The organism is Acinetobacter sp. ANC 4973 (assembly GCF_002135275.1).
GTDB lineage: Bacteria > Pseudomonadota > Gammaproteobacteria > Pseudomonadales > Moraxellaceae > Acinetobacter > Acinetobacter kyonggiensis.
Map to the genome: position 1 here is coordinate 241,732 of NZ_NEGM01000003.1, position 26,539 is coordinate 268,270.

Consider the following 26,539-nt stretch of genomic DNA (forward strand, 5'->3'; position numbering starts at 1 on the left):
TTTTCCCTCTTCTTTATTACATGTAAATTAAATTGATACAGTTAATCTTTTGAACCTTGAGTCCAACGGAAACCAAAGCGATAAAACTTATCTAAAAATTGTTGGTCTTTGAAATAACGGACTTCTCGATTGGCTTGAATTTCGCCATTTATATTTTTTAATTCTACAATTGCACAAGTCGTTAATTGATTACCTTCGGTTAAACGCACCTCAATTTCAGGTTGATCGGGAAGACGAATGGTGACTACACCATCTGTTGCGGCCCATTGTGCTGCACCTTCATAAATATAAGCATAGATGACAATTCGCTCAATGCGATCCCATTGATTGCCATTAATATATAAATTTTCACCATTAATCGATGCGCCCGTGCGGTCATCTGCATCTAATTTGATATAAGGGACTTGTTCAAAATGACCAAAGCGATTTCCAAGGGGTTGAACTAAATCAATACTGCCATCCTTAAGCTGCACCATTGCACCCAAATCTAGGTCGATTGAATTGGAACGGGTTAATTTTTGAAAAAAGGATTCGGATTTAGGTGCGGATTTATTCCAGTTTAAATTCACCAAAATTTTGCCAAAACCTGTGCCTTTTTTGGTTAAATTAATTCTAGAATTATTTTTGTCTAACTTAATTTTTGACAAATTAAGACTCGACTTTGTTGGTGTTGGTGTTGGTGTTGGTGTTGGTGTTAGTGGAATGTTACTTTGAGTCTCTTCAATCACGACACCAAAATTTTCAGCCAAAGGTTTCAAACCGCCATTAAAGCCTTGATTGATAAATCTAAATTTCCACTTATCATTATGCTTATACACCTCAGCCAAAATTAAGGCTTTTTCAGTTTTGGCTTGAGTCTCTACGACTGCATTGGCGATAATTTGACTCCCCGATAAAAGCTCCATATGAATAGGCGATATTCGACTAAAATTATTCGGTTCATTGATCGTTGCACATAAGGTGACTTTTTGAATTTCTGGATCAAGCAATGCTGTATTAATTTTAAGTTGAGTTAAATAGGGATCATTTGATGTAGATTGAACCAACACAACACTCTGGTTCGGTGTTTGAGCTTGTCCATAGAAAATCATATCTTGGTCACCGCGCACTTTTTGCGTACTTTGTGCTAAAAGATATGCCGTAAGATCAAGCTCAATTTGTGTAGAAACACTTGTTTTGATTAATATTTCAACAGTCTCAGAGACTAAACCAATATTCCCACCAGCAACAAGTTGCATAGACACCCTCTTAAGAGATCGTAATATTTTTTTAATTCATTAAATATATGAATTATTAATATAAAAATTGAGATTACTCGTCAAAAAACGAGTTAAATAAGCTTCTATTGTTTTAACATATTTTTTTTAAGCTCAATAGCAAAATTGAGTTTTTTAATCAATTTCTGCAATTGCATATTTGGCCTTAGAAAATCATTGCGCCAACAGCATGAAAAATTATATATTCCTGACGCGGTATATATCAAAAGCACAAATTAATAATTGTTATTCAAGAAAATTGAGATCAAATCAACTGTGAAATCGCACTACAACATCTGGATTGCTGAAAGTTATTCCTGTCAAAATGACATTATTCAATTATTAAAACGCTCAAATTTAACTGATCATCTGACAATTTTTTGTTCTCATAGTAAACAACGCCCAGAACTAAAACTGCACGCAGATCATTTTTTTCAACAACCTCCCGTTGAAGACAGCGCAACTTGGCTTTTAGAACAATGTAAAGTGCATGCCATTCAACTTCTATTTTGTGGAAAACACGGTCAATTTATTGAAAAATTTCGTGAAGAATTTGCTCGTCATGATATTCAACTCATAACGGGTGCCATTGGCGTTACACAACAGGAAAACATTAACAATAAATTTTTATTTGGACAAATTTGTGAAAGTTTGAACTTACCCAACATTCCTGCCACGAAAGTGGATAATGCAGTTGGATTAAAGCAAGCGATTGAAGATTATCAACAAAAATATTCACGTATTTGTGCAAAACCGGTGTATGGCGTATATGGTTCTGGTTTTGTCCAACTGTTGAATGACGTTTCATATTTTAAGCAGTTTCAACTCAATACGCAGTGTAATACGCAACAATTTATAGAAGCATATGCTCAATTAGATCAACCTATTGAATATTTAATTATGCCTTTTTTAACTGGGCAAGAATGTTCTGTCGATATTGCCTGTAGCCATGGGGAAATTTTAGCCTTAGTGACTCGAATTAAATTTAAATTTTATCAGGAATGCTATATCGAGCATCCTTGTCATGAAATCTGCAAAGTTCTGGTCCAACATTTCCAATGTGATGGATTGATCAATGTGCAATTTAAGCAAAACAATCAGGGTGTATGGCATATTTTAGAAATTAACCCTCGCCCCGCAGGTGGTTTTGCCTATACACAACATACGGGTATTAATTTAATTGCAGAATTGATGGCTAAAAAATTGCAATTAGCACTGCAACACACTGAACTGGTTCCCGTCGTTCAAGTTTTACCCATTACACAAAGTATAAAAATGGATTGTAAGCATTGATAAAACATATTGATTTAAGTCGTGGTCGTATTAGTGTGACTGTGAATCAGCATCATCCACAATGGAAATTGGATGATTTGCTCAGCTTTGCAGAAAGAATTAATCCCAAACGTGCATTTTTATTTGTTTCTAAAGTTCTTGGAAAACATATCCCCGTTGCACCGTCGACTATGCAAAGAAGTTATCAAGACCTTGCTGCAATCGTTCCTAAAGATCTGCCCTATCCAATTAGTGTGATTGGTATGGCGGAGACCGCAGTGGGTTTAGGGGCAGGCGTTTATCGCGAGCTGAAACAAGATTTTGGGCAAAATGCCATCTTTTTAACCACCACGCGGCATCCAGTTAAAACGTTGCCTACGCTAGGTTTATTTTTAGAAGAACATAGCCATGCACAAGATCAATTTATTTTATCCAGCCATGATCCGCTTAAGCATCAACATATTCTTGCATCAAAAACGCTCATTTTAATTGATGATGAAATTTCAACAGGAAAGACCTTTAGAAATTTAATCTTGAGTCTGAAAAAATCGGGTTTACAACAGGTAGAACGGATTATTTTGGTGACTTTGGTCAATTGGGCGGAACAACATTTAGTCACTGATGACTTAGGGATTCCTGTTGAGGTCGTGTCATTATTACATGGTCATTGGCAGTGGCAGCAGAACCAACAACATATTGACATTGATATGCCAGATGTTAGTTCAACCCAACAGCAAGCACAAAAAATTATTGCCCCTCATGATTGGGGACGCGAACCGACCTTTCTCAATTGTAGCGCTTGGCAAAATATTCAGCCCACTCGGCCTAATGAAAAAATCTTGGTCTTAGGTTCAGGAGAGTTTAGCTGGATTCCATTTTTGATCGCCGAGAAATTAGAGCAGCAAGGTGCTGAGGTCTATTACAGTTCAACCACGCGCTCTCCCATCAAGCAAGGTCATGCCATTGAAAGTATTTGTTCATTTAAAGACAATTATGGACTAAATATTAATAATTATGCCTATAACGTTAAACATCAACAGTTTGATCGGGTTTTATTGGTCATTGAAACAGCACAGAATAGCGTTGACCCTCTCCTATTTGAACAAATAGAAAATTTGGAAATTATTAGTTATGAATCCTAAGCCGTTAATTTTTGTTGACTTAGATGACACGCTGTTTCAAACAAATCGTAAAAGTACCCCGACACCACTACATAAAATTGCCACACTAGATAAATTTGGTGAGCCGCTGTCTTATATGCTTCCCAAACAGCAAATTTTCGTGAATTGGTTGTTGGCATCTGCTGATGTTATTCCTGTGACTGCACGCTCAGTTGCAGGCTTGCAGCGCGTACATCTTCCTTTTTTGCATGGTGCTGTATGCTCACATGGTGGAACTATTTTAGCAGCAGATCAACAGGTTGATCAGGAATGGCTTGCCATCCAGCACAAGGCAGCAGCTGAACTGGATGAATTACTGAGTAATTTACCAGCGCTCTTGCTCGATTATGCCAAACCATTGGGTTCAATTCGAACTTGGACGATGGAAGAAAATGGTGGGAAAGTTTATACCGTTGCCAAGCAAAATGATCCTGCGCCTTTATTTCTGCACCAAATGATTGAAAACTTACCCGCTGAAGTACTTGAACACTGCTATGTGCATATCAATGGCAATAATTTGGCGATTATTCCCAAATTTGTGTCTAAACAAAAAGCGGTGGAATTTTTTATCAATAAATATGACCCAAATCGCGAACGTGCCATTTTAGGTTGGGGCGACAGTTTGTCTGATGCAGGCTTTTTAGGCTGCTGTGATTGGTTTGGTATGCCTAAAAATAGTCAGCTGGATAAGTTTTTAATCCAAAATCTAGTACAAGATCATCATTCAAAAGGATATTTAGGACATGTATAAAAACCATGCGTTACCATCTAGTCTTAAAACACTGGGTTTCCATGGCTCTTATCGACCTGAAGATGTAACCTTTTTGCTCAATATTGATGAAATAGACCCGACACCAGTCGCTGAAAAAGAATACCTGATTCAATCAGGAAAAAAACATTACTCGCAAATGATTAGTGTCGAGCATCCGCCTACAGATGAGCAAATGCGACATTTTGAATACGCTTTTGAGCAAGGTGCTGAACGTCTGGCTAATGATGTGCAGAAGATTGGCAACTCATTGATGGTTCGATTTCCCAAGCAACCGATTATTTTGGTTAGCTTAGTGCGGGCAGGTGTTCCTTTAGGCGTACTCCTTAAACACTATATTCACAAGCATCAGGATTGTGAGCATTACGGGATTAGTATTATCCGTGATCGCGGTATTGATTTTGCCGCCTTACATGCCATTATTGAGCAACACGGCGCGGAAAATATTGTTTTTGTGGATGGCTGGACAGGTAAGGGTGCAATTTGTCGAGAATTAACCCAAAATTTGGCAGATTATCCAGCATTATTTGATGCAGGATGGGAGGTTCCTCGCCTTGTGACCTTAGCCGATTTAGGCGGTTATTCATGGCTAAGTGCCAGCTGTGAGGACTGGCTGATTCCGTTTGGGATGCTAGGATCTGTGATTTCAGGTTTGATCTCACGGACGATTTTAAAAGATACCATCGATTTCGATCTGGCAAAAAAAAATTGCTCCGATCCAAATAACTGGCATAGCTGTTTAGTTTATCAACATCTGGCTCAGCATGATATTTCGGTCGAGTTTACAGACAAAATTTTAAATATTATTCAACAAAATCCGCATACCGATTTGGCAGATTGGAATAATCACATTCGACTCAAGCAACAAAAAATTTGTTTAGACACGATTGATTGGATTTCTGACACCTATATGATTAAAAATATTAATCATATTAAACCCAGCATTGCAGAAGCCACACGTGCTGTATTAAGACGCATTCCTGAAAAAATATTAATCCGTGATCCATCCAATCCGCATGTACAATTGCTACTCCATTTTGCCAAAGAACAGAATATTCCCGTAGATATTTTAGGTGCCAAGTTAGGTCCATATCATGCAGTGACTCTGATAAAAAAAGTCGAGAAAAATAAATGAAACAACTGCAACATGCGATTGAACTGGGTGCAACCATGTATATTCCTGCAACCCATGAGCAATTATGGAACGTGACTGAAGGCATTAAATTTCCGATACTAAAATCTATTGCGGTCTGTTTAGAAGATGCCGTATTGGAAAAAGATGTTCAAACTGCAATGGTCAATCTAAAGCTTTTATTACAAAAGCGCTTAGAGCAACCCAACTTAAAAGCACCTGCGCTCTTTATTCGCCCTAGAAATATTGAAATGGCGAAACACATTGTCGATTGGGACTTAAATCACACCTATAGTGGCATGATTTTACCCAAGTTTACGCTGCACGATCTAAAACAGTGGATGGAAGTGCTACCGCCCAGCATTAACCTAATGCCAACGCTTGAAACCAAAGAAATTTTTGATATGGGGCATAATATGGAGCTTAATCAAGCACTCAAATATGACTTTCATAAAACCCTATGTCTAAGAATTGGCGGTAATGATCTGTTGTCCTGTTTGCATTTACGCCGTCCTAAAAACAGTACAATTTACCAAACGCCAGTGGGCATGTTAATTTCACAATTGGCAGGCTTATTTATTCCATCTGGCTTTCAACTCAGTTCACCAGTCTGTGAACATATTGACCATACGCAATTGCTGATGGATGAATTATGCCAAGATATGAATAACGGGATTTATACCAAAACGGCTATTCACCCCTCGCAAATTGAATATATTCATCGCGCCTTTCAAATCAATAGCGAAGAATTTCATGAAGCAGAGCAAATTTTATCGAAAGATGCTAAAAGTGTATTTAAAAGCCACGGCTCCATGTTAGAACCAGCGACCCATCGTAATTGGGCAGAAATGATTTTATTACGCTATAAAACTTTTGGTTTATGTAAGTCTCAAGCATCTATCCAAGATAAATTCATGCTCAATACATTTTAACGCTAGGCTTCAACCATCTGTACTACAGCCAAACGGCCACCCTCTTGTTTTGAAAGTAAAATTTGAACGCCATTTTTGAGTTCAATTTTACCTCCAATCGGGATCACCGTTTTGGTTGTTACATCCGTCAAATCTGTAAGACCCTCATTGACTAACCACCAACGCTCATTATGCAAGACAAAATAGCCTTTACGTGTCGTTTGTTCTGATGTTAAACGCTCATTGGGTGCAATCATATTATTGGCATGCCATGCAAATAGAGACTGTCCTGTCCAAACCATTAAACGATGATTATCGGGTCTATAATTCCCTTGTTGACGCGCTGAATAAAGATTCAAAATCGGTAATTTACCGATAAAAGCGGTATTACAAAATGGGCATTTTGGCTGAGTTGTGTTATCAAATACATACCATTTTTGACTACATGCTGCATTGTGACAGGGTTGGATTAAATCGACCGTTTTAACTAAGGCTGTTTCCCAATCATTGGCAGATGGACGTTTACTTGGCTCATGTAAACCCTCAATAAAACTCTTATTAAATAATGCTGTTAAATAGGGTCCAGTGACTTGATATGAAATTTGACTGGGATCAGCCCAAGGTAATTGTGATGATTTCAGTTGATTAGACTTCACTTGATTACTATGATCCGTTGGGTGTTCAACAAATAATGCTTTTTCCCCCATGCCCATATTTTCATCTTTTTGTGGATCATCCATATCATGAATTTTGCCACCGCGCAGTGGATGTCTATATAGCAAATACATATAAATCAGCACAGCTAAAGCATGTTTATCTGTTGCAATACTGGGCAAAAACCGCTTTGGATCTTCTTTAGATAAATGATTGGTCATCACCACTTCAGGTGCAATAAAATCAGGTGTACCCACAACATCAGGTGGATATTTTCCTGGAACGACTAAACCATCCACATCAATTACACAAGCACTGCCTGTCACGGGATCAATCAGTACATTTTTATAAGATAAATCTGAATGTGCTAAACCAGCAGCATGCATTCGACGTACAGCCCGTGAAATTAAAATACCAATTTTCAGGTAATTCAGCCAACTTCCTTTTTCGCGCTCATCTAAAAAGCGGTTTTGGTTATTGGCACTCGCAAACCACTTCCCTTCCTTTTCCTTGCCTTTGATTTTTAAAAAATCGTTATTTTTTGAACCATAAGCAAAAAAGTAATATTTCTTATAAGTAGGCGCGGTGATTCCTAACAAATCATTGTATTCAATGAGTCCATCAGGCCAACAAAAAATATTTTTCCAATAATCGCCACCGACACCATTAAAAATACCATCCCACTTATTGCCAACAATTTCTTTTAAGCGATCTTTTTGCTGTTCTAATGCTGCTTTTGATTCATAAAATTTATTTTTTTCTTTACTGAAAAAGCAGACCACATAACTACGGTCAGGGGAAAAATAAACATCTTTCATTGCGCCTGAAGCAATCACTTCATCAACAAATTCAATTGCTCTACCATCTACAGTGTTGCACTTAATAATCTTTGCAGACATATGTATTCACCTGATCTTTAAACTATTTTACTGAAGCAACTCTGCCTTATTTTTATTGCAAAGTACCGCCAAGGTACGATCATCATGATGGCCTGGCGTAAAGAAATGCATCCATTCCAAAAGCTTACTTGCCGCATTTTCAGTGTGGAATAACGGGGCTAATTGACCATATAAGTCTTTCCATTTTTGCTGGTTTGCCAATCCAACCTCTGTTTCAAATATAGGATCTGAAATCCCATCGGTCATCACCATGACTGCATCAATATTGCTATAACATCCAATTTTGATCCGAGCGCCCAATTCTTGCCCAATACTGCGGTCTAAAAACTTGGTTTGACCTGCATATTCTCCACCATCCGCAACATTCATAATGCGAACCAGCGCATCGCTATAGGCTGCAATGACGCCATCACCGACTGAAAAAGTGCTCATAAAAGTTTTATCTTTCTGGTGACACAGTACCGCGATTAATAAAGTTGTTGAAAAGGCCTTAGCAGCCACACCCATGTCTTGAGCGTGTTGTTCTATTTGAGTGATAATAGATTTATAAATTTCATAATAAACATGAAAAAATTGTTGATTCAATTTATTTGCAATGACTTTGGTTTGCTCATCTTGATGACCCACTCGCCATTTTTGGATATCCTCATTTAAAGAGTCGATGGTGTAATCATGTAAATAACGCTGGAATTCACTTTGCACAATTTCCACGGCAATACGTGAACCTTCCCTAGAATACTCTGCACTCCCCGCTCCATCAGCAACGGCAATCACTGACCATGCGCTATTTGGAATATGCATGATGGTAAAATCATCATCACGAAATGTCCCGCCATGTTCATGTGAGCGACCACGTCGACTGGCTGCAATGATCTTATAATCTTCAGTCTGTATCATTTTTTGTTCTGTATGGGCTTTAATAAAAGGCTGTTCTGCTTCAGGCTCAAGTACTTTCCATAAATTTCGTGGATCAGGAATAATATTCATTTTGCACTTTGCCGTGCGAGTCTCATTTTTAATACAGTATTGAAAAGAAAAGATTAGTTCTTCTGCGATTTCAGGCTTACCTTGGACAGTCTGTGTTTCATCATCAAAATAAAAATCATGCTCAGCAAATTTAAAACTGTCTGATTTAAAAGTAATCTGTTTAGGATCATGCTTAGACATCACCATAATGCTTGATTGGTAGGGTTGACCTACACGAGCATTCTCGACCTGAAATTTTACTTCATCTGCAAATACGTTATTAAATACGTCGGTCATTTCGGCTCTATTTTTATTTTGATTGAGGGTACTTGTATCTATGTGAATAGCATCTTGAATATTCACTTGATCTACGACTGATTCCGTTTTGTTAAAATGAGGCTTTAAAGTCGTGCCCATATCATCGACTTTATTTTCAATTGATTGACCTAAATCAGGATGTTCAGTTTCACGTTGATCTTCTAATCTCACCACCGCAGACTGTATTTTAGCGCTTTCCTCTGGCATTAAAAAAAGATTAGATATTTTTTCTGCTGTATTGACGGGATCATTATTGGATTGAAGAACGGGTTCTATAATGGCAGTCTCAAGCGCTTCAATTTCGGTCAATTTTAATGGCGCAGCGGCTTTTTCTTGAGCAAAATTTTGCTTTTGTTCAGGTTGGGAAATTCCGATTCCTAAACCCGATTTTGGGTTCAGGCGCAAGGCTTGTAATAACTTGGATAATTGTCCTAAATTTTCATCAGTAGAAATATAGCGAATAAATTGATCATTCAATCCTATTTCATTTTTTTCTAACAATGTTTTTATTTTACATTTAAATTCAATCATCACTTTCCCCCAGTCTGAACCATTTTGCTATTTTTATGCCTTAACCTTGCCCACGAGTGAGATTAAAATCTTCCCCTGATGCAGAAAAACTAATTTGACGCAGACACCATGGACAAACTGCAAATTCACTGTATCCGTCATAGCACATCAAATTGCCACATGCACACATTGCAAAAGCTGTTTCAGCATAACAATGAGGGCAATTAGAACCGCCCTCTAAAACAGAGGTATTAATTTTAGGCTTTTCAGCAGCATGATCTGTCCAACTAAAATAATCTTCTGAAATACCGGTACAGGTTTGTAATTTAAAATTGTATAAATTGATATTTACATCAGAAAGCTCGCCATACTGTAAGTGACGTGTATATTTTAAAATATAAGGATGATGAAGCTTTTGACAACGTCCTATAAATGTAACCGTACGATCATCAACCCGACCTTTTCGGAACGAAAGCTTTTCCTTAGCCAAATGCATATACCGCTCATCCAATGGCAAAAGATCTTGTTTTTCTTGATTATTCCCAACACTAATACTCTGTGAAACAACAGAAGCACTAATCCATTTACATAGGCTTTTGACATATTCATGATCAATCTGGGTCAGTGAAATACAATTTGTTGTTAAACGTTTTAATATGGAAAAATCAACATCTTGTCCCAAACCAATAGCGACTAATGTAACTTTGTTTTCATATTTAGCGTTCCAACGAGAAATTGCATCTTCATAATCATCTGTCGGACGACCATCCGTAAATAAATATACAATCGGTTTCCAGTCCCCTTTGACATCTGCCGTCGTTCTCATCACAGAACGTTCAATTTCTTTAGCCAAATGATCAAGTGCTTTGCCTAAATGTGTACCTCCACCCAAAGGAAGTTCACAACTTCTATAGGCAAAAAGCTCTGTCAACGGTACTAAAGTCCTTACAATTCCTGCATAAGCAAGCACTGAAACATAGACCGTTTCTAAAGCATAGGGATCGGTACGCAAACCACTCATGATAAAGTCAATGCCTTCCTGTACTGCCTGTAAAGGCTGTCCAGCCATAGATTCAGAACAATCAATGACGAAAAAAACGGGTAATCGGCGCATATTTTTACCTAGCTTATTTTTGTTATATCAATCAAATATAAAGGGTTGGGATATTCAAAAGACAGCTATGAATGGTGCATATGTCTTTTGAATACGGACTATAAAACCAACTGTATTTCCGATGGTGGTGGCGGTAAAGAAATAGAGTCAGTCACTCCAGCACTGCTACTCCCCGCAACCACACTGGCTGAAACCCACTTAAAGAAACTTGAAAAAGAATTAGAGTCCATTGTGTCGAGTACAACCACCTGATTGGTTAGCTGTAATAAAAATTCTGTTTTCGCTTTCGGTCCCGCAGCACAAGCGACAATACTCGCAAAGTTTAATTGCTGAATGACGGGTACAATTTGTTGATAGGCATAAACGTCCGACGGTGAACCATCGGTCATTAAGAATAATAATGGACGCCAATCTCCTCTTTGCTCGTCTGTCGTTTTTTTAACATTTTGCTGAACTTCATGCGTTAACAACTCCAAAGCAGCACCCATAAAAGTTGCACCCACATTTGGTACATCAATATCAGGAATTTGGATTTGATCTAAAGGCGTTAAAGGCAAATATACTTTTGCGTCCATATCAAATGTGATGACACTCAAATGTACACTTTCTAAAGCATAAGGATCCTGCCTTAATGCGCTGAGCATAGACTGAAGCCCAACATTGAGAGAATGAATCGGTTCTCCTCGCATAGAACCCGAGGTATCAAGCAAAATATAAACTGGTAGACGACGCATTTTTATCTCTTTAGACGTATTTTTTTAACCATTCTACAAAATTATCAGATGCAGAAGATGAACCTAGCGCATTAAATTTCCAGCCATTACTTTCACGAACCAACTCTGCAAATAATAATGAACGTTGTTGATCGTATTGATCTTTTCCTGACAAATTAAAACGCACCATCTCTTTACCAGAAGCATCAACTGCACGAATAAATGCATTCTGAACTTGACCAAAGTGCTGATTATTTTTAGCACCCTCATAAATCTGAACAATAAATACAATCTTGTGATAATCATTAGACAGTGAATTTAACTTCACAATAATTTGTTCATCATCTCCATCACCGGCTCCTGTACGATTATCTCCGGTCAGCCAAATATCACCTGAACGATGTTTTAGATTATTAAAAAAAATTACATCACTGTTTTTAAGCGTTGGATTTCCTGACGAATCACGTCCTACATCTCGGACTGTATCGTTTGCATCACATAAAAAAGCAACCACATCTAGATCATATTCGGCAGGTTGCTCACTAAATAAACCCCCTAAAAAACGCTTCTTTTGTGCTGCAATATCCCAACCTAAACCAATCGTCACTAAAGACAAATTATGTTGTGATTTTTCAAGACTTAAACCTTGCCCTTTGGCTAATGTGATCGCCATTATTATTTCCTTTGTATTATTGAATTTTAATTAGAGTACAACATTTACTTCAGGTGGTGGCGGCGGTAAATCATTCAATCCACTCACTTCTTTCTGACCAGCATCAACTTTCTGACTGCCCGTAGAAATACTTGCAGAAACCCATTTAAAGAAGGCTTTGATGGTATTGGTATCGGCAGTTGCCAACTCGACCACAACTTCAGTGATTTGCTTTAAAATTGAAGTATCGGCATTGTGACCTGCTGCACAGGCAATAATCATTCCTGTTTTTACTTGTTTTAATTTTTCAAAGCCTTTTTTCCAATCATCAGTAGGAATACCATCGGTCATAATAAAAATTAATGGTTTCCAATCTCCCCGAGTTTCAGGCGTTGTTTTTTGAACTTCTTGTTCAATTTTATCAGCCAATAAGACCAATGCTTCGCCTAACTGTGTTGTTCCTGTCGCTTGCAATGGTGGGGAGTTAAACATCGCGATTTCAGTCAAAGGTATAATTTGTTTTGCATGTGTGTCAAAACTAATGATCGAAAGATACGCTGTTTCTAATGCATAAGGATCTTGTCTTAATGAAGAGACCAGCGTCTCAACACCATTTTTGACTGCTTCGATAGGTTCCCCCATCATTGACCCTGATGTATCGAGTAATAAATAAACTGGTAGTCTTCTCATTTTACCCCCTAAAAAATTTTAAATTTTTTCTTATTCTGTCGCGATTGATCATAAAAATTTTGATTCGTTATAAAAAATCCTATAATTTTTTCTATTGAATATTAATAATATTAAGCCAAGAGAACCACAAGTGAAAGTTACAATTTTTTGATCACTCATTCAAATATCCTTGATGAAACTTATTAGCTAAGTTACACAAAACCACCATTCAACCTGTATGACCAAAACCTAAAGCAAATGTGCTTTCTATTATTTTCAAAAATCACAACGGATGAGTTAAGCCTAAAATGCTACATCACTCATCAATTGTTATTCATGTTCTTGTTCAATATTTGATGAAACATTACAGCCTATCGTTCGCGTAATGCTTCTTGCGCTTTATTAAAGGGTTTAATCAAATAATCCAAGACTGTTTTCTCACCCGTACGAATATCCACGGTTGCCACCATACCGGGGGTAATACTGAATGTGTGACCTGCTTTATTGCTTAATTTGTCTGAATCTGTGCGGATATAAACCCGATAGTAAAATTGATCCTGCTTCACTTCATCCCGCAAAGTATCTGGCGAAATGATGCTGACTTTGCCTTTTAACCCGCCATAAATCGAATAGTCATAGGCAGTGATTTTGACCAAGGCTTCCTGTCCAGGATGAATAAAGGCAATATCCCGTGGTGAAATTCTCGCTTCAATCAGCAGTTGTTCATCTAAAGGGACAATGGTCATCAGTTTGCCATTTTGCGGCACAATGCCACCCATGGTCATGACATCAATTTCTTTGACCACGCCACGTACAGGTGACTTAAACACTGCACGACTTAAAGTATCCGTCTTACCTTTTACCACTTGTTGTTGAGTTTCAATATCGGTATTTGCTTTCGACAACTCTTCACGCGATTTCACATAATATTGGTTGCGTATATCATTCATTTGATTACGTAATTCATTGGCCTGACGTTTTAAACGTAAAACCTCCACTTCACTCGCAGCCCCTTTGGCAACCAAAGGTTCGGTCATGGCTAATTCTTGTTGCACCAAAACCAAAGCCTGTGCTAAACCAGAAATAGATTGTTCTAAATTGGCACGACGTGAACGGTACAAAGCCGTTTCTTCATGCACCAATTGAGTTTCAGATAAAACTTCAGGTGGAAAAATCAGTGCTGTACCATTGACCTCTGCACGTAGACGCGCTGCTGTCGCTCGGGATGACATTAGCAAGGACTCGGACTCGCCCACATTGGATGCAAATCGTGTGGGATCTAACTGCGCCAAGACTTGACCTTGGGTGACAATTTCTCCTTCATGCACATTCATTTTGGTGACAATACCGCCTTCTAAAGACTGAATTATTTGCTCTTTGGATGAAGGAATGACTTTACCTGTTCCGGTCGAAACTTCTTCTAATTTAAACAACCAAGCCCAAGCCAAAATAACCAATAAGCCAATACAAATAATCCAAATAAAAACACTCGCCTTCGGTAACGGTGGTTCTAATTCCACCACCTTCATCGGACGTTCTAATGCTAATTTTTTCTCGCCCATGATTTAGCCCCCGACCACATGCACTTTTGGTGGTTGTTGATTTTGATTTTGGTTTAAAATTTGATCCCGTGGCCCATCCATCACCACCTTGCCGTCATTAATGACAATAATCCGATCCACCAATTCCAGAACAGCACGACGATGTGTTGCAACCAGCAATGTTTTTTGTCCGAGCCAGCCTTTTAAATGCTCAATAAATTGTTTTTCCGAGACTTCATCTATGGACGCGGTAGGTTCATCTAAGAGCAGAATGTTCGGTTGACGAATCAACAAGCGCGACAACAGTAAGGCTTGTTTTTGTCCCCCAGAAAAACCGACACCGCCTTCTAAAATAATGTGGTCTAAGCCTTCTTTCTTTTCTTGTACAAAGTTGATTGCCCCCGTGATTTTCAGTGCAGCTAAAATTTCTTCATCATTGGCTAAAGGTGCGCCTAAAGTTAAGTTTTCGCGTACCGTACCAAAAAATAAATGCGCGTTCTGATTTAATAACGCCATATCACGACGCACATCTGACGGATCAATCAAGCCCAGCTCTACACCATCTAATTTAATTTTTCCTTGCACAGGTGTTTGCATCCCAGACAACAATTGCAATAAGGTCGATTTACCGGCCCCATTACGCCCAAGAATGGCGATTTTCTCACCCACTTTAATTTCAAGCTGAGCAATCATCAGGCTGGGCTTGGGATCATCTTCGCCATATTTAAAGTTCACGCCTGTTAATTCATAATGCCCATTCAGCACTGGTCGATGGATTAAATGTGCATGATCAGGCTGGTCTACCGCTTTTTTCATTAACTCATCTAAACCCGCTTTTGCTACTTTGGCTTGTTGCCAACGCCCTAACACCCCAGTGATTTGTGCAATTGGACCCAGCATCCGAGAAGACAACATCGAACACGCCACCAAAGCACCTGTACTCATATCACCTTTCATCACTGCAAAAGCACCCACCAAAACCACAATGGCAAAAGCCAAACCTTGGATTTTTTGTGTCCATGCTGACATGACCCCGACAATTTTACGTTGTCGCATAGAAACATCCGCAGATGCTTCATTCATATGGTTCCATTGGTTTTGAAAGCGTGCTTCGGCACGCAGTAATTTAATATCTTCAATCCCTTGTACCGCTTCAACCAACATGGCATTACGAATCGCCCCTTCGCGCATCCCTTCATTGGCCAGTTTAGCCAAAGGTTTTTGTGCCAATAGACCGGGAAGAATCATTAAAGGCACAATAACCAACATCACCCAAAATAAATTGCCACCGATGAGCCAAAAAATGCCAAGAAATAAGAAGAAAAAGGGTAAATCTGAAATGGCGGAGATTGTGGTCGAGGTCACCAAATCACGCACACCCTCCAGCTCACGGATTTGTGAAATAAAACTCCCCGTTGATTTGGAACGCTCACTATTTTTAATTCTGAGGGCATGACCAAAAACCCGATCGGAAATACGTAAATCGGCACGCTTACCAATAATGTCAGATAAATAAATCCGTGCGACTTTTAAACTAAATTCAAAAATAGCCGCAATTAACACCCCACCCGCCAGTACCCAAAGCGTGGTGGTCGATTGTGCAGGGATGACCCGATCATAGACATTCATGGAAAAAACGATGGTAGCCAATGCCAAAATATTGGCCAGCATGGATGCAAACATGACATCGACATAACGCTTCCAGTCGCGTAAAACAATCGACCAAAACCAGCTGCTTTCATAGGGTTTAATATATTCATCGACGCGCGCATCAGGCACTGACTTTGCAGGTCGGAGAATATAAACATGACCAATATTTTCTTTCAGCACATCTAGCGTTAAGATTTGCGCCAGTCCCTGATCACCACTGAACTGAACACTGGCATTGCCATCGACATCGACCTTGTCAATAATCGCCACTTGCCCACTATGGAATTCAACCAGCACGGGAAGACGCCATGGATTGATTAAATCTTCACTAAAACTGGCTTTGCGCAGGCTCATGCCAATTTGGCGTGTGATTAGGGTCAAGATGTCATCAATGCTCTGATTCGGATTCCAATCCAATTGCAAACGAATACGTTCTTCAGAAGGTTCGATACGATAATGCTTGGCAATGGTGAAGACCGCTTGCAGCCACGGCTGATAATTGATGCTATGACTCATGGCTGCACCTCAAACCCTTGAATGGAAATATTATTGAGGTCATACAGGTCACGTGAACGACCCGTGACTCGGATATATCTCACAATAGCGCTATAAATGTCATACCGTGCGGCTTCAATTTCTTGTGCTGCACCGTGAATGGCTTGTTCTGCATTTAATAAATCCACCACTGTGCGTGTCCCTAATTTATATTGTTCTTGATACAGCTCTTTGGTACGAACCGTGGTTTCTTTTCTGGCCGCCAACACGCCGATTTGCCTTTGTTTATTTTCAATTTCTTCACGAATCAATCGGATTTGATCTAACACCTCAAGATAGGTGGTATTGACTTGCGCCTTTGCTGCCTCTTCTGCATAACTGGCGGCACGTGTTTGCGAAGCGATTGCACCACCTTGATAAAAATTGCTCGATGCTTCTAGCATGATGGAATTATAAAAACCGTCATCTTCATTATTATTGGGGTTTCGACCATTAATGGCTTGGCTTAAAGAGCCTTTGACATTCAACGTGGGATAATTGCTCAGTTTGGTTTTTTGCTTTTGTAATTTTGCAACTTCCACCCCCACTTGTGCCACCATCATGCGGGGAATTTGATTAAATTCTGGATCGGCATAAAGTTCAGAATCTTTAACCAAACGTTCTGGAATTTGCCAATGAATTGCGGATATATCATAACCCAGCAGGGTTCTGAGCTTTTGTTGATACTGCCCGAGGTAGGTTTGTTGAATAATTAAATTCGATTGTGCCGCTTCTAAATTCGACTGCGCTTGGATGGGATCAGCTTGGCTACTAATGCCCGCTTTGGCGCGTAAATTGGCAATTTCAGCAATCCGGCCAATGCCCTTGATTTGCTGATTTGCAATCAACACAATGTCCTGATAACGCTTGATATTGACAATCGCATCGGCAACTTGATAAGCCATATCATCCAGCGTCACCAGCACCTTCGCTTGTTCTTGTAATCGTTTGGCTTGCTCAACATTAACTGAGGTTTTAACCTTGCCAAAGTCATACAACATTTGCGTCGCTGAAAGACTCAGTACTTGCCGCCCACGTTCCCCCGAAGTTAAATCCCCTGTGCCAATCCCACCTGAAAGCTGTGGATAGTACTGCGCTTTTGCCACATCAATATAGGCACTTTGAGCAGCGACTGACGCAATACTCTGGGTAATTTCAGGTCGGCGTTGTAATGCCGCTAAAATCGCCTCATTAAAATTTAAGCTGGTTGCATAACCCGCAAATGGTTTTTGTCTTTCAGCATTAGCCCCTATGGCTAGAGTCACTTGCGGCAATTCTTGAACTTGAGAAGTATCTAATTGAAAATGACTGAATGAGCGAACACTAACTTTATTGACATCTTCTGTTGGCTTTGGTGTAAACAGTTGACTGATTCCACTCTGCACAGAAGTTAAATAGTCTGTTGATGTTTCTGCATGAACATATGCAATGGGTACAGAAAAAGGCAAAATTAAAATTATTGTAACCCTTATTTTCATCATTAAGTAATTTATAATTAAAATTGATTTTCTTATTTAAGCATATATTTTTAATTATTCCACCTGCATTTTAAACCAAATTAAAAATAAAAATTCATTATAAATATAAAAAACAACAACCACTCAGGACAACAACAAATACAAAAAAAAATAGAGCAGATTAAAATCAAGTACAAATCATTTTTGATGACTAGCATCACTCAAATATCATATTATAATTTTTTATTTTATTTAACAAAAAAATCATTTACATCATTTAAGAAAAAACATCTAAGCATCATAATTGTTTTGATAAAATTTATATTATTTTCACATTACATACTCATTAAAATTCAATTTTACTTTCTTCTACAGTCTTATTCATAACCATGATATAAATATGTAAAATCATTAAAAAATAATTTTACATATTCATAAAAATCAATTACTTGAAATATTAATTCATTCCACTCATACTGATCTGTGATTTAATAAAGGCTTAAGCACATGTTGATCATTTGAAAAAAATAAAAACCATATTAAATATAAGATATTAATTAAAGACAGGACAAACACAATACAAATTATTTTAAAAACCCAATCAATTGCAATAACTTCCAATATAAAAATAAACTCTTTATTAAAGTTGAAACGTAGAATATAGAGCAACAATATTAAATTTATCAACATCCAAATTAATGCATAAACCTATCCTTAAATAATCATTAAGTGAATAACATTCAGCATATAAACCATTTATATTTTAGCAAATTAATATTTTATTTTTAGCTTATCTACATTAAAAACACAACCACAGATTATAAGTATAATAGATTAACCACCACTAGAAAACCTAGTGACAGTTAATATTATTATTCGGTTACTTTAATGTTAAATTTTATTTAAAAAATTTTTCATTGGCTAAAATACGTTCCTTTTGTGAAGTCGGATATTTATTATCTATAATCATTTTTTGTATTGCTGCCTTACCCGCAGCTTTATAAGCAACACAATAACTCGCTGCAACAGCAAGTTCATCCAAAGCACGCCACTCATACACACTGGCATCCACAAATAATTTATCTTGCGGTAGAGTAATATTTGCCGCCTGCTGTGCAAAATAACTCGCCAAATCAAAAAGGTTCTTTCCTCTATAATATCGTGCTAATTCATATAGTGGCTCTGCGCGTTGCTGCCGAGCAACCCAACTTTGTAGATACTCTTTGTAGACAATTTCTTCACTTAGCCCCAGACGTTCAGCCATTTGGGCCGCACGAAATTGCGCCATCCAGCGTTCTTCTTCCCAACCGCCTGCACTGGCTCTTTTTAAGTAAAACTCACGACTTTTTTCTAGCATTTTTGCATCACGATAACTCTGGGCTAAATAAAATAAATAGCGCAAATTATCAGGTTCATCCTGCAAACCTTGCTCCAGCAATGCAATATCCTTTAAATAAGTATCGGCAATTTTTGCTCGTGCACCATCATGCTGAACACAAATATTTAAGCCGTCTAAGGTATGCCAGACATGGGGCGATGCAGAGTGTAAAAATTCATGCAATACCCCTTTCCAAATCCATGTTAACTGGGTCGAAACCAAAGCATTTCGTCTATAGCGCAAACTGCCATAAACCACATTAAAATAATAAGCAGACTCTTTCAGCGGGGGAGGGTTAAAATCTGGATCGGCAAATAAGGTTTCATCTGCATCAATAAAGAGTAAATAGTCCGCATGGGGTAAATCATTGGATTGAGCAAGTTCAATTGCTTCTGTACGATTAAAACCAAAATTTTTCCAAGGACGTTCATACAACTGTCCGGGTATATCTTTTAAATAGTCCTGAATAAGCTCCTGAGTACCATCACTAGAACCCGTATCCACAATACACCAAGAGTCTATCCATGGTTTTACAGAGGCTAAACATCTTAAAATAACATGAGCTTCATTTTTGACAATCATATTAAGGCGAATATGCGTTTCCATTAAATTCAAAATCTCCTCACTTATATAATCAACACAAAAACATATATCAAATTAATGCTTTATCAACTTGTAAGGCACTTTGTAAACCAATTTACAAAGTGCCTTTTGCATCCCTTAAATTCTAAAATTTAAAAGATAATTTGATCGTTATTCAATAAATCTTGCAGATTTGTATCGACATTTTTTAAGATCAGTAAATCGACTTTTCCTGCGAAGGCTGTAGCACCACCATCACGATCAATACGAATAACCGTATCAGTGCCATTAAAACTGACAGACAAATAGTCACCTAAATTTGCCTCGGTTTGATGACCATCCAATAGACTCGCGATATTAATTTTATCTGCTTCGCTATTGGTATTGACATTTCCGAGGGTAAAATCAGTCCACGTATCCGTACCATTGCCGCCTCTTGTATCAAGATTATCTAATAACTCAAACAATGCGGTATCGGCACCAGTACCACCAGTGAGCGTATCATTACCAGATCCACCAATCAGTAAGTCCTTGCCTGCCCCGCCATTTAAGATGTCGTTACCGTCTCCGCCACGCAATAAATCATGGCCTGAACCACCAATCAGCGTATCGTCACCATCGTAGCCATATAAGCGAACACTTTCGATTTTGGTAGAATGATCCAATAGATTGGCTACAGTATTACCTTCGAAAATGTATTCTTGACCATTGCTGAATTGATCCAGCAAATTCACGTCAACTAAGCGATCACCGCTTGCTGATGCGGATTCGCCTTGACTGTCAATTGCAGTGAGGGAAACCGAGTTTAGGACATCGGCTGTCAACAAATTTCCTGTCAACAAAGTGCCATTTTCTGCTCTTAACTCGACTGCGGCTAACAGCTCATTCATGGCAAGATTACTGATGGTTTTGCCATCCAACGATGTAATGATGAGCGTATTACTATAACCAAGCAGATTTAATAGACCGCCCTTGGTCACAGATTCAACTTTTAAGCCCAGCTCTGCCGCTAATTCTGCACTCACAGAATAGTAAGCACGGGTTAGACCCACATTCACCACCGGTTGATAGACCAATTCAACTCGTTGTAAATTATGATTTACATCAATCACTGAATAGGCCTGACGGCTTAAATCCAGTAACCCAAGTGCATCTGCGCCAATCAAGCCTAAAAGCTGATTGAGTTCGACACTCACTTCTGGTGCAACATTGTTTGGATCAAAGTCTGGTAAATATTTATTGGCATCTTGCAGATTACCAACCGTTAAATCCACTTCGTGTAATGCCTTGTCACCATCACCATCCTGAATTTCAATGTCAATATTTAGCTCACCATCGCCTTTAATCAAATCGTAAGTGGCTTGATCAACCGTTTTATCTGCAATAATTAATTTACCTGACTTTAGCAAGTAAGAAATCAAGTCTTCCTTACTGGCAAACTGACCCACAAAACCTGTCACACCCTCAAGCACAATCACTTGATCGACTGCCGTTACGGTATTACCTGTACTGCTGATATGAATTTCAGTGTTGCCCGCATTTTCAGTGAAGAAAAGATACTGACCAATATTTACCGAATTCGTCCCGACACGGCTCGCACCAGACAATAAGCTGGAAAGATCAAGCACATCGCCGCCCTGAGCCACTGAACGAATATCAAAGTCCTTAATCGTATCTATTGCGGGTGTTCCCACAATACCTTGATCGCCAGCTTCCCAGCGGAAAACGTCACGACCCAAGCCACCTGTTAAAATATCATTACCTTTACCGCCAATAATCAGATCATTTCCTGCACCGCCATCAATGGTATCAATGCCCGTACCGCCACGAATAATGTCAGCAAAGTTACTACCTATGATGGTGTCGTCTCCACCTAGGCCATAGATTTGCACCGATGATGTTGCACCACTCTGATCCAGATTAGAGCCGTTATCCTTAATCACTATGCTATTCGCTTGAATACTGGATGTGATTAAGCCAAGTTGAACGGTAATATCCTGAGACTCTGGAGTACTAGTAGCACCGTCCTGATCAAAAGCTTGCAATTTTAATGAGGTCAACAAGTTAAGATTTGAACCCAACAAATCAAGCAAACCACCGCCATCATCTTTCGCGTGAACTGTACTTAATAGTTGATTGACCGCTAAAGAATCGACTACACCATTTGCAGTAAGGGATTCAACCACTAAGCTTGCTTTAAAGTTATTGTTATAATCTCCAGCAACAGCAGTGACTTTTAAGCCAAGCTCGGCTGCAAGCTGAGCATCATAATCCAATAGTAATTTGCTATTCAGAACAGCCTGTACTGTATCCGTTAAAGGTTTAAGAACAGCAGCAGATACCAATTGCATTACAGGATTATTTAATAACACATTTAAAAGTTGTTTAACCCCAAGCCCAATTAAGAGGTTTGCAACAATAGGACCAACTACAGGAATCTTCGCTAAGGCAACTAGAGTGCTATCCAACTGCTGTGTAACCAATCCATCCAAAGCAGTTGTTAAACTAGATGTTTCATAACCGACATTCACTTTCAGCAAGTTCTCATTGGCATCTGAAACCGAGAAGGTTTGGGTTTGCGCCAGATCAATCACACCCAACGCATCAGCGTTAATAATACCGCCCCCTAGCAGACCACCAGTTCCAGTAATATTTGCCTCAGGCGCTTCATTGAGTGCAACGCCTTGACCTGTCACCTCTACAGTATAGTTACCTGTATTCAGATTCACTGTAATGGTCTCACCACGGACGGTGGTGACAATTAACGATGTGCCTGAACTATCCGTCACGGTATGAGACGCTACGACATTGGTGCCCGCAAAGCTCGCAGGGGGCGTAACACTGGTACCGTTATAGCTGAAATTAACCCCTTCAATCGTGACTTTGCTAACATGCGCACCATCCATATCACCGCCAAATGTTCCGACGGCACTGCCACGATAGGTTTGCGGTGTACTCACTATCAGCGTATCTGCTCCTTGTGTCACAGTCTGAGTTAAATTAGCACTAGCAGCTGGTGTTGCAGTCGGTACATCATCGGCAATTTCAAGTTTCAATACATCATGCGGCTGACCACCTGCCAAGACTGGAATGTTAATTGTGATCTTGTCTGCACCGGCTAAGCGGTGATCCACACTATGACTTTGTACAATGCTGTATGTACCAGCATCGGTAAGGGTAATTCGGAATGCTTCAACACCATTTGCTTTTGCAACAAATGGATCAGCACTTGTACCTGTACCACTCCATACCAGTGGTACACCACCGACAGTCAGTGGAACTGGATTACCATTGCCATCAACAACCGTTACTGGCTCTGTGGCATTATTCATGCCCAAACTGATACCTGCTTTAAGATTACTGCCTGTTACAGGTGGGTTTGCACCTGTGCCTGCAAGTACGGCATCACTTAAGAGGGCAGGAATATTGAGGCTATAAGGTTCATCGTCAATTGCTGGTAAGGATGTATTCCCCGCGGCATCTGTAAAGATGGCTTTTACATGAACATTGCCCGCAGCTTTGGCAAATTGACTGCCTGGAATGGTTGCTGTCCATGTTCCTGTCAATGTGTTTACAATCGCCTGATAATCTTGCCCATTCACTGTGACTGTGATGCTCGTTGTGACTGCATCAACAGGAATGGTCACTGTACCTGTTACCGAGATATTCGTACCCGCTTTACCTGTATCAACCACACCATCACCTGCGATTGGTGTATTAATCGCAACTGTACCGCCTATAGGCGCACCAGTATCAATTTTAAAATTCAGTTTTGGTGATTGATTTGAGACATTACCATTGCTGTCTGACACCGTATAAGCAATGTCATAATTAGCATCTGGCCAACCAGTTGTAGGTGTGTAGCTCCATTTACCATCCGCTTGCACAATGATGGGGGTTCCTGCTCCAGTCACTGCTGTACCATTGACATAAAGCGTTATGGTTTCTCCTTGTGTCCGTCCGCTACCTGTAATTTCTGGACGATTATCATTGGTCACCGAGCCATCGGAAATATTGCCTATATGCAATAGAATATCATCAATGGCTATTGGGGCAAGTGTTGGAGAGGCTGGCGGTAAGACATCAACAATAATTGAATTAGATGTACGATCAACAGTACCCCACTCATCTGTTGCTGTGACCTCAATTGGATTTTGACCTTCTCGTACAGCGACATTTACATTGAGTATTCCACTGCCCACTTCTGCTGCATTAAGAATATATTTGTCACCATTGACAACAACGATGTCTCCCGCTTTAGCACCTGTACCCAAGGTAATTTTAACGGCTGTATAATTTTTACCATTCATTTCGACGATATTAAGCGTGCCATCCACATTCGCATCATTCGGGAAGGCAATTGACTCTACAATATTGCGAGCTGCACCATCGACACTGATATCCTTCGAAGTACTGTCTAATACATCAACACCTGTTTTTATTTCAACTTCTAGCGTTTCCTTTTGTCCTTGTGTGACTGGGACATTATTAAACGCTACATAGCCATTGCTTATATCCGCAGCAGTTACTGTATGGTTTATGCCATCCAAAGTAACAACATCACCAGCTCGAACATCGGCGCCTATCTGCACACGCACATTAACAGTATTGCCTACACCTAACTCGCTATTATCAATAATATTGTTGTGATTTGCATCGTTTACAACCTCAACATTGCCAATGTATTTACCCGCTGATACTTCAAAGAATTTAAACTCTACATCTGTTTGACCTTGTGGATTATTAGCATCCACACGAATAAAGTTTAGCCCATCAACAACAGTTACAGGAACGGTAATCTCTTTAGCACTGATATCCGCTTGGATCAGTGTGTAGCTTGTACCATTCACAATAATCTTATCGCCCGCTTTTGCATCTGCACCTAGAGCAATCGTTATTGTATTTGGGCCATCCCGAAGCTCTCCCTGACTTAATTTGCCATTAGAGTTAGCATCAGAATTTAGTTTGGTTCCAGTGATCAAATCAGCTGAACCACTTACGCCAGTAGAGCCTGTTCCACCTGTAGCGCCCGTATCACCTGTGGCACCCGTAGAGCCTGTAGATCCTGTTCCACCCGTAGAGCCTGTAGAACCAGTTGCGCCAATATCACCCGTCGCACCCGTAGATCCCGTTCCACCTGTAGCGCCCGTCACACCAGTAGAACCAGTTGCACCAATATCACCAGTCGCACCCGTAGATCCTGTCCCGCCTGTAGCGCCAGTCACACCAGTAGAACCAGTTGCGCCAATATCACCCGTCGCACCGGTAGATCCTGTACCACCTGTAGCACCCGTATCGCCTGTGGCACCTGTAGAGCCTGTTCCACCTGTAGCACCCGTATCGCCTGTGGCACCAGTAGAACCAGTTGCACCAATATCACCAGTCGCACCGGTAGATCCCGTTCCACCTGTGGCACCCGTAGAGCCTGTAGATCCTGTCCCGCCTGTAGCGCCAGTCACACCTGTAGAACCAGTTGCACCAATATCACCCGTCGCACCGGTAGAGCCAGTTGCACCAATATCGCCTGTGGCACCCGTAGATCCTGTAGCGCCAGTCACACCAGTAGAACCAGTTGCGCCAATATCACCCGTCGCACCGGTAGATCCTGTCCCGCCTGTAGCGCCCGTATCGCCTGTGGCACCCGTAGAGCCTGTAGATCCTGTACCGCCTGTAGCGCCAGTCACACCAGTAGAACCAGTTGCGCCAATATCACCCGTCGCACCCGTAGAGCCTGTACCACCTGTAGCACCCGTAGAGCCTGTAGATCCTGTTCCGCCTGTAGCGCCAGTCACACCAGTAGAACCAGTTGCACCAATACCACCAGTCGCACCGGTAGAGCCTGTAGATCCTGTCCCGCCTGTAGCTCCAGTCACACCAGTAGAACCAGTTGCGCCAGTCACACCAGTAGAACCAGTTGCGCCAATATCACCAGTCGCACCGGTAGAGCCTGTTCCACCTGTAGCGCCCGTATCACCTGTGGCACCCGTAGCGCCTGTAGATCCTGTACCGCCTGTAGCACCAGTAGAACCAGTTGCGCCAATATCACCCGTCGCACCGGTAGAGCCTGTTCCACCTGTAGCACCCGTATCGCCTGTGGCACCCGTAGATCCTGTAGATCCTGTAGCGCCAGTCACACCAGTAGAACCAGTTGCGCCAATATCACCCGTCGCACCGGTAGATCCCGTTCCACCTGTAGCACCCGTATCGCCTGTGGCACCCGTAGCGCCTGTAGATCCTGTACCGCCTGTAGCGCCAGTCACACCAGTAGAACCAGTTGCACCAATATCACCCGTCGCACCGGTAGATCCTGTACCGCCTGTAGCGCCAGTCACACCAGTAGAACCAGTTGCGCCAATATCACCAGTCACACCGGTAGAGCCTGTTCCACCTGTAGAACCAGTT

17 protein-coding genes are annotated in these 26,539 nt (G+C 40.2%); 5 read left to right on the plus strand and 12 right to left on the minus strand.

Annotation, left to right across the window (positions count from 1 at the left end; all coding sequences use genetic code 11):
- Positions 1-41: 41 nt before the first annotated feature.
- A complete protein-coding gene (locus B9T30_RS05845; protein WP_086184168.1) occupies positions 42-1,238 on the minus strand; it encodes a TerD family protein in 1,197 nt (398 codons plus the stop codon).
- A gap of 294 nt (positions 1,239-1,532) precedes the next feature.
- Here B9T30_RS05845 and B9T30_RS05850 point away from each other — a divergent pair, with 294 nt between their 5' ends.
- From B9T30_RS05850 to B9T30_RS05870, 5 genes are read left to right on the plus strand one after another with little or no spacing between them, the layout of a single operon-like run.
- Entirely contained in the window at positions 1,533-2,549 is a 1,017-nt protein-coding gene (locus tag B9T30_RS05850; RefSeq protein ID WP_086184169.1) for an ATP-grasp domain-containing protein, read from the plus strand.
- The gene (locus B9T30_RS05855; RefSeq protein WP_086184196.1) at positions 2,549-3,670 is read left to right on the plus strand and encodes a phosphoribosyltransferase domain-containing protein; all 1,122 of its coding nucleotides are present in this window, start codon (positions 2,549-2,551) and stop codon (positions 3,668-3,670) included. Before B9T30_RS05850 ends, B9T30_RS05855 begins: the two co-directional genes overlap by 1 nt.
- Positions 3,660-4,439 (plus strand): hypothetical protein, encoded by a 780-nt coding sequence (locus tag B9T30_RS05860; RefSeq protein WP_086184170.1) that lies wholly within the window; start codon positions 3,660-3,662, stop codon positions 4,437-4,439. The genes B9T30_RS05855 and B9T30_RS05860 overlap by 11 nt, the downstream gene beginning before the upstream one ends.
- Entirely contained in the window at positions 4,432-5,592 is a 1,161-nt protein-coding gene (locus B9T30_RS05865; protein ID WP_086184171.1) for a cysteine protease StiP domain-containing protein, read from the plus strand. Before B9T30_RS05860 ends, B9T30_RS05865 begins: the two co-directional genes overlap by 8 nt.
- Positions 5,589-6,521 carry an HpcH/HpaI aldolase/citrate lyase family protein gene (locus B9T30_RS05870; protein WP_086184172.1) on the plus strand — a complete coding sequence of 311 codons (933 nt, stop codon included), beginning with the start codon at positions 5,589-5,591 and terminating at the stop codon, positions 6,519-6,521. The genes B9T30_RS05865 and B9T30_RS05870 overlap by 4 nt, the downstream gene beginning before the upstream one ends.
- A 2-nt stretch (positions 6,522-6,523) precedes the next feature.
- Here B9T30_RS05870 and B9T30_RS05875 read toward each other — a convergent pair whose 3' ends face one another.
- From B9T30_RS05875 to B9T30_RS05925, 11 genes are all read right to left on the minus strand, one after another.
- On the minus strand, positions 6,524-8,053 hold the full coding sequence (locus B9T30_RS05875) for a helix-hairpin-helix domain-containing protein (RefSeq protein WP_086184173.1): 1,530 nt from the start codon (positions 8,051-8,053) through the stop codon (positions 6,524-6,526).
- A 27-nt stretch (positions 8,054-8,080) separates the two neighbouring features.
- The gene (locus B9T30_RS05880; protein WP_086184174.1) at positions 8,081-9,868 is read right to left on the minus strand and encodes a PP2C family serine/threonine-protein phosphatase; all 1,788 of its coding nucleotides are present in this window, start codon (positions 9,866-9,868) and stop codon (positions 8,081-8,083) included.
- A 40-nt stretch (positions 9,869-9,908) separates the two neighbouring features.
- Entirely contained in the window at positions 9,909-10,961 is a 1,053-nt protein-coding gene (locus B9T30_RS05885) for a TerY-C metal binding domain-containing protein (RefSeq protein ID WP_086184175.1), read from the minus strand.
- Between the two features lie 98 nt (positions 10,962-11,059).
- The gene (locus tag B9T30_RS05890; RefSeq protein WP_086164908.1) at positions 11,060-11,695 is read right to left on the minus strand and encodes a vWA domain-containing protein; all 636 of its coding nucleotides are present in this window, start codon (positions 11,693-11,695) and stop codon (positions 11,060-11,062) included.
- Positions 11,696-11,705: 10 nt separating this feature from the next.
- Positions 11,706-12,347 (minus strand): TerD family protein, encoded by a 642-nt coding sequence (locus tag B9T30_RS05895; protein ID WP_086184176.1) that lies wholly within the window; start codon positions 12,345-12,347, stop codon positions 11,706-11,708.
- A 30-nt stretch (positions 12,348-12,377) separates the two neighbouring features.
- Positions 12,378-13,016 (minus strand): vWA domain-containing protein, encoded by a 639-nt coding sequence (locus B9T30_RS05900; protein WP_086184177.1) that lies wholly within the window; start codon positions 13,014-13,016, stop codon positions 12,378-12,380.
- A 350-nt stretch (positions 13,017-13,366) separates the two neighbouring features.
- Entirely contained in the window at positions 13,367-14,557 is a 1,191-nt protein-coding gene (locus B9T30_RS05905; protein ID WP_086184178.1) for an HlyD family type I secretion periplasmic adaptor subunit, read from the minus strand.
- 3 nt (positions 14,558-14,560) lie between these two features.
- Positions 14,561-16,702, minus strand: coding sequence for a type I secretion system permease/ATPase (locus tag B9T30_RS05910; protein WP_086184179.1), 2,142 nt, complete (start codon positions 16,700-16,702; stop codon positions 14,561-14,563).
- A complete protein-coding gene (locus B9T30_RS05915) occupies positions 16,699-18,201 on the minus strand; it encodes a TolC family outer membrane protein (protein WP_086184180.1) in 1,503 nt (500 codons plus the stop codon). Before B9T30_RS05915 ends, B9T30_RS05910 begins: the two co-directional genes overlap by 4 nt.
- Before the next feature lie 874 nt (positions 18,202-19,075).
- Complete coding sequence (locus B9T30_RS05920; RefSeq protein WP_086184181.1) at positions 19,076-20,161, minus strand: glycosyltransferase family 2 protein; 1,086 nt, start codon at positions 20,159-20,161, stop codon at positions 19,076-19,078.
- A 128-nt stretch (positions 20,162-20,289) separates the two neighbouring features.
- Positions 20,290-26,505: a type I secretion C-terminal target domain-containing protein gene (locus B9T30_RS05925; protein WP_205666508.1), complete on the minus strand. Its 6,216-nt coding sequence runs from the start codon at positions 26,503-26,505 to the stop codon at positions 20,290-20,292.
- Positions 26,506-26,539: the final 34 nt, after the last annotated feature.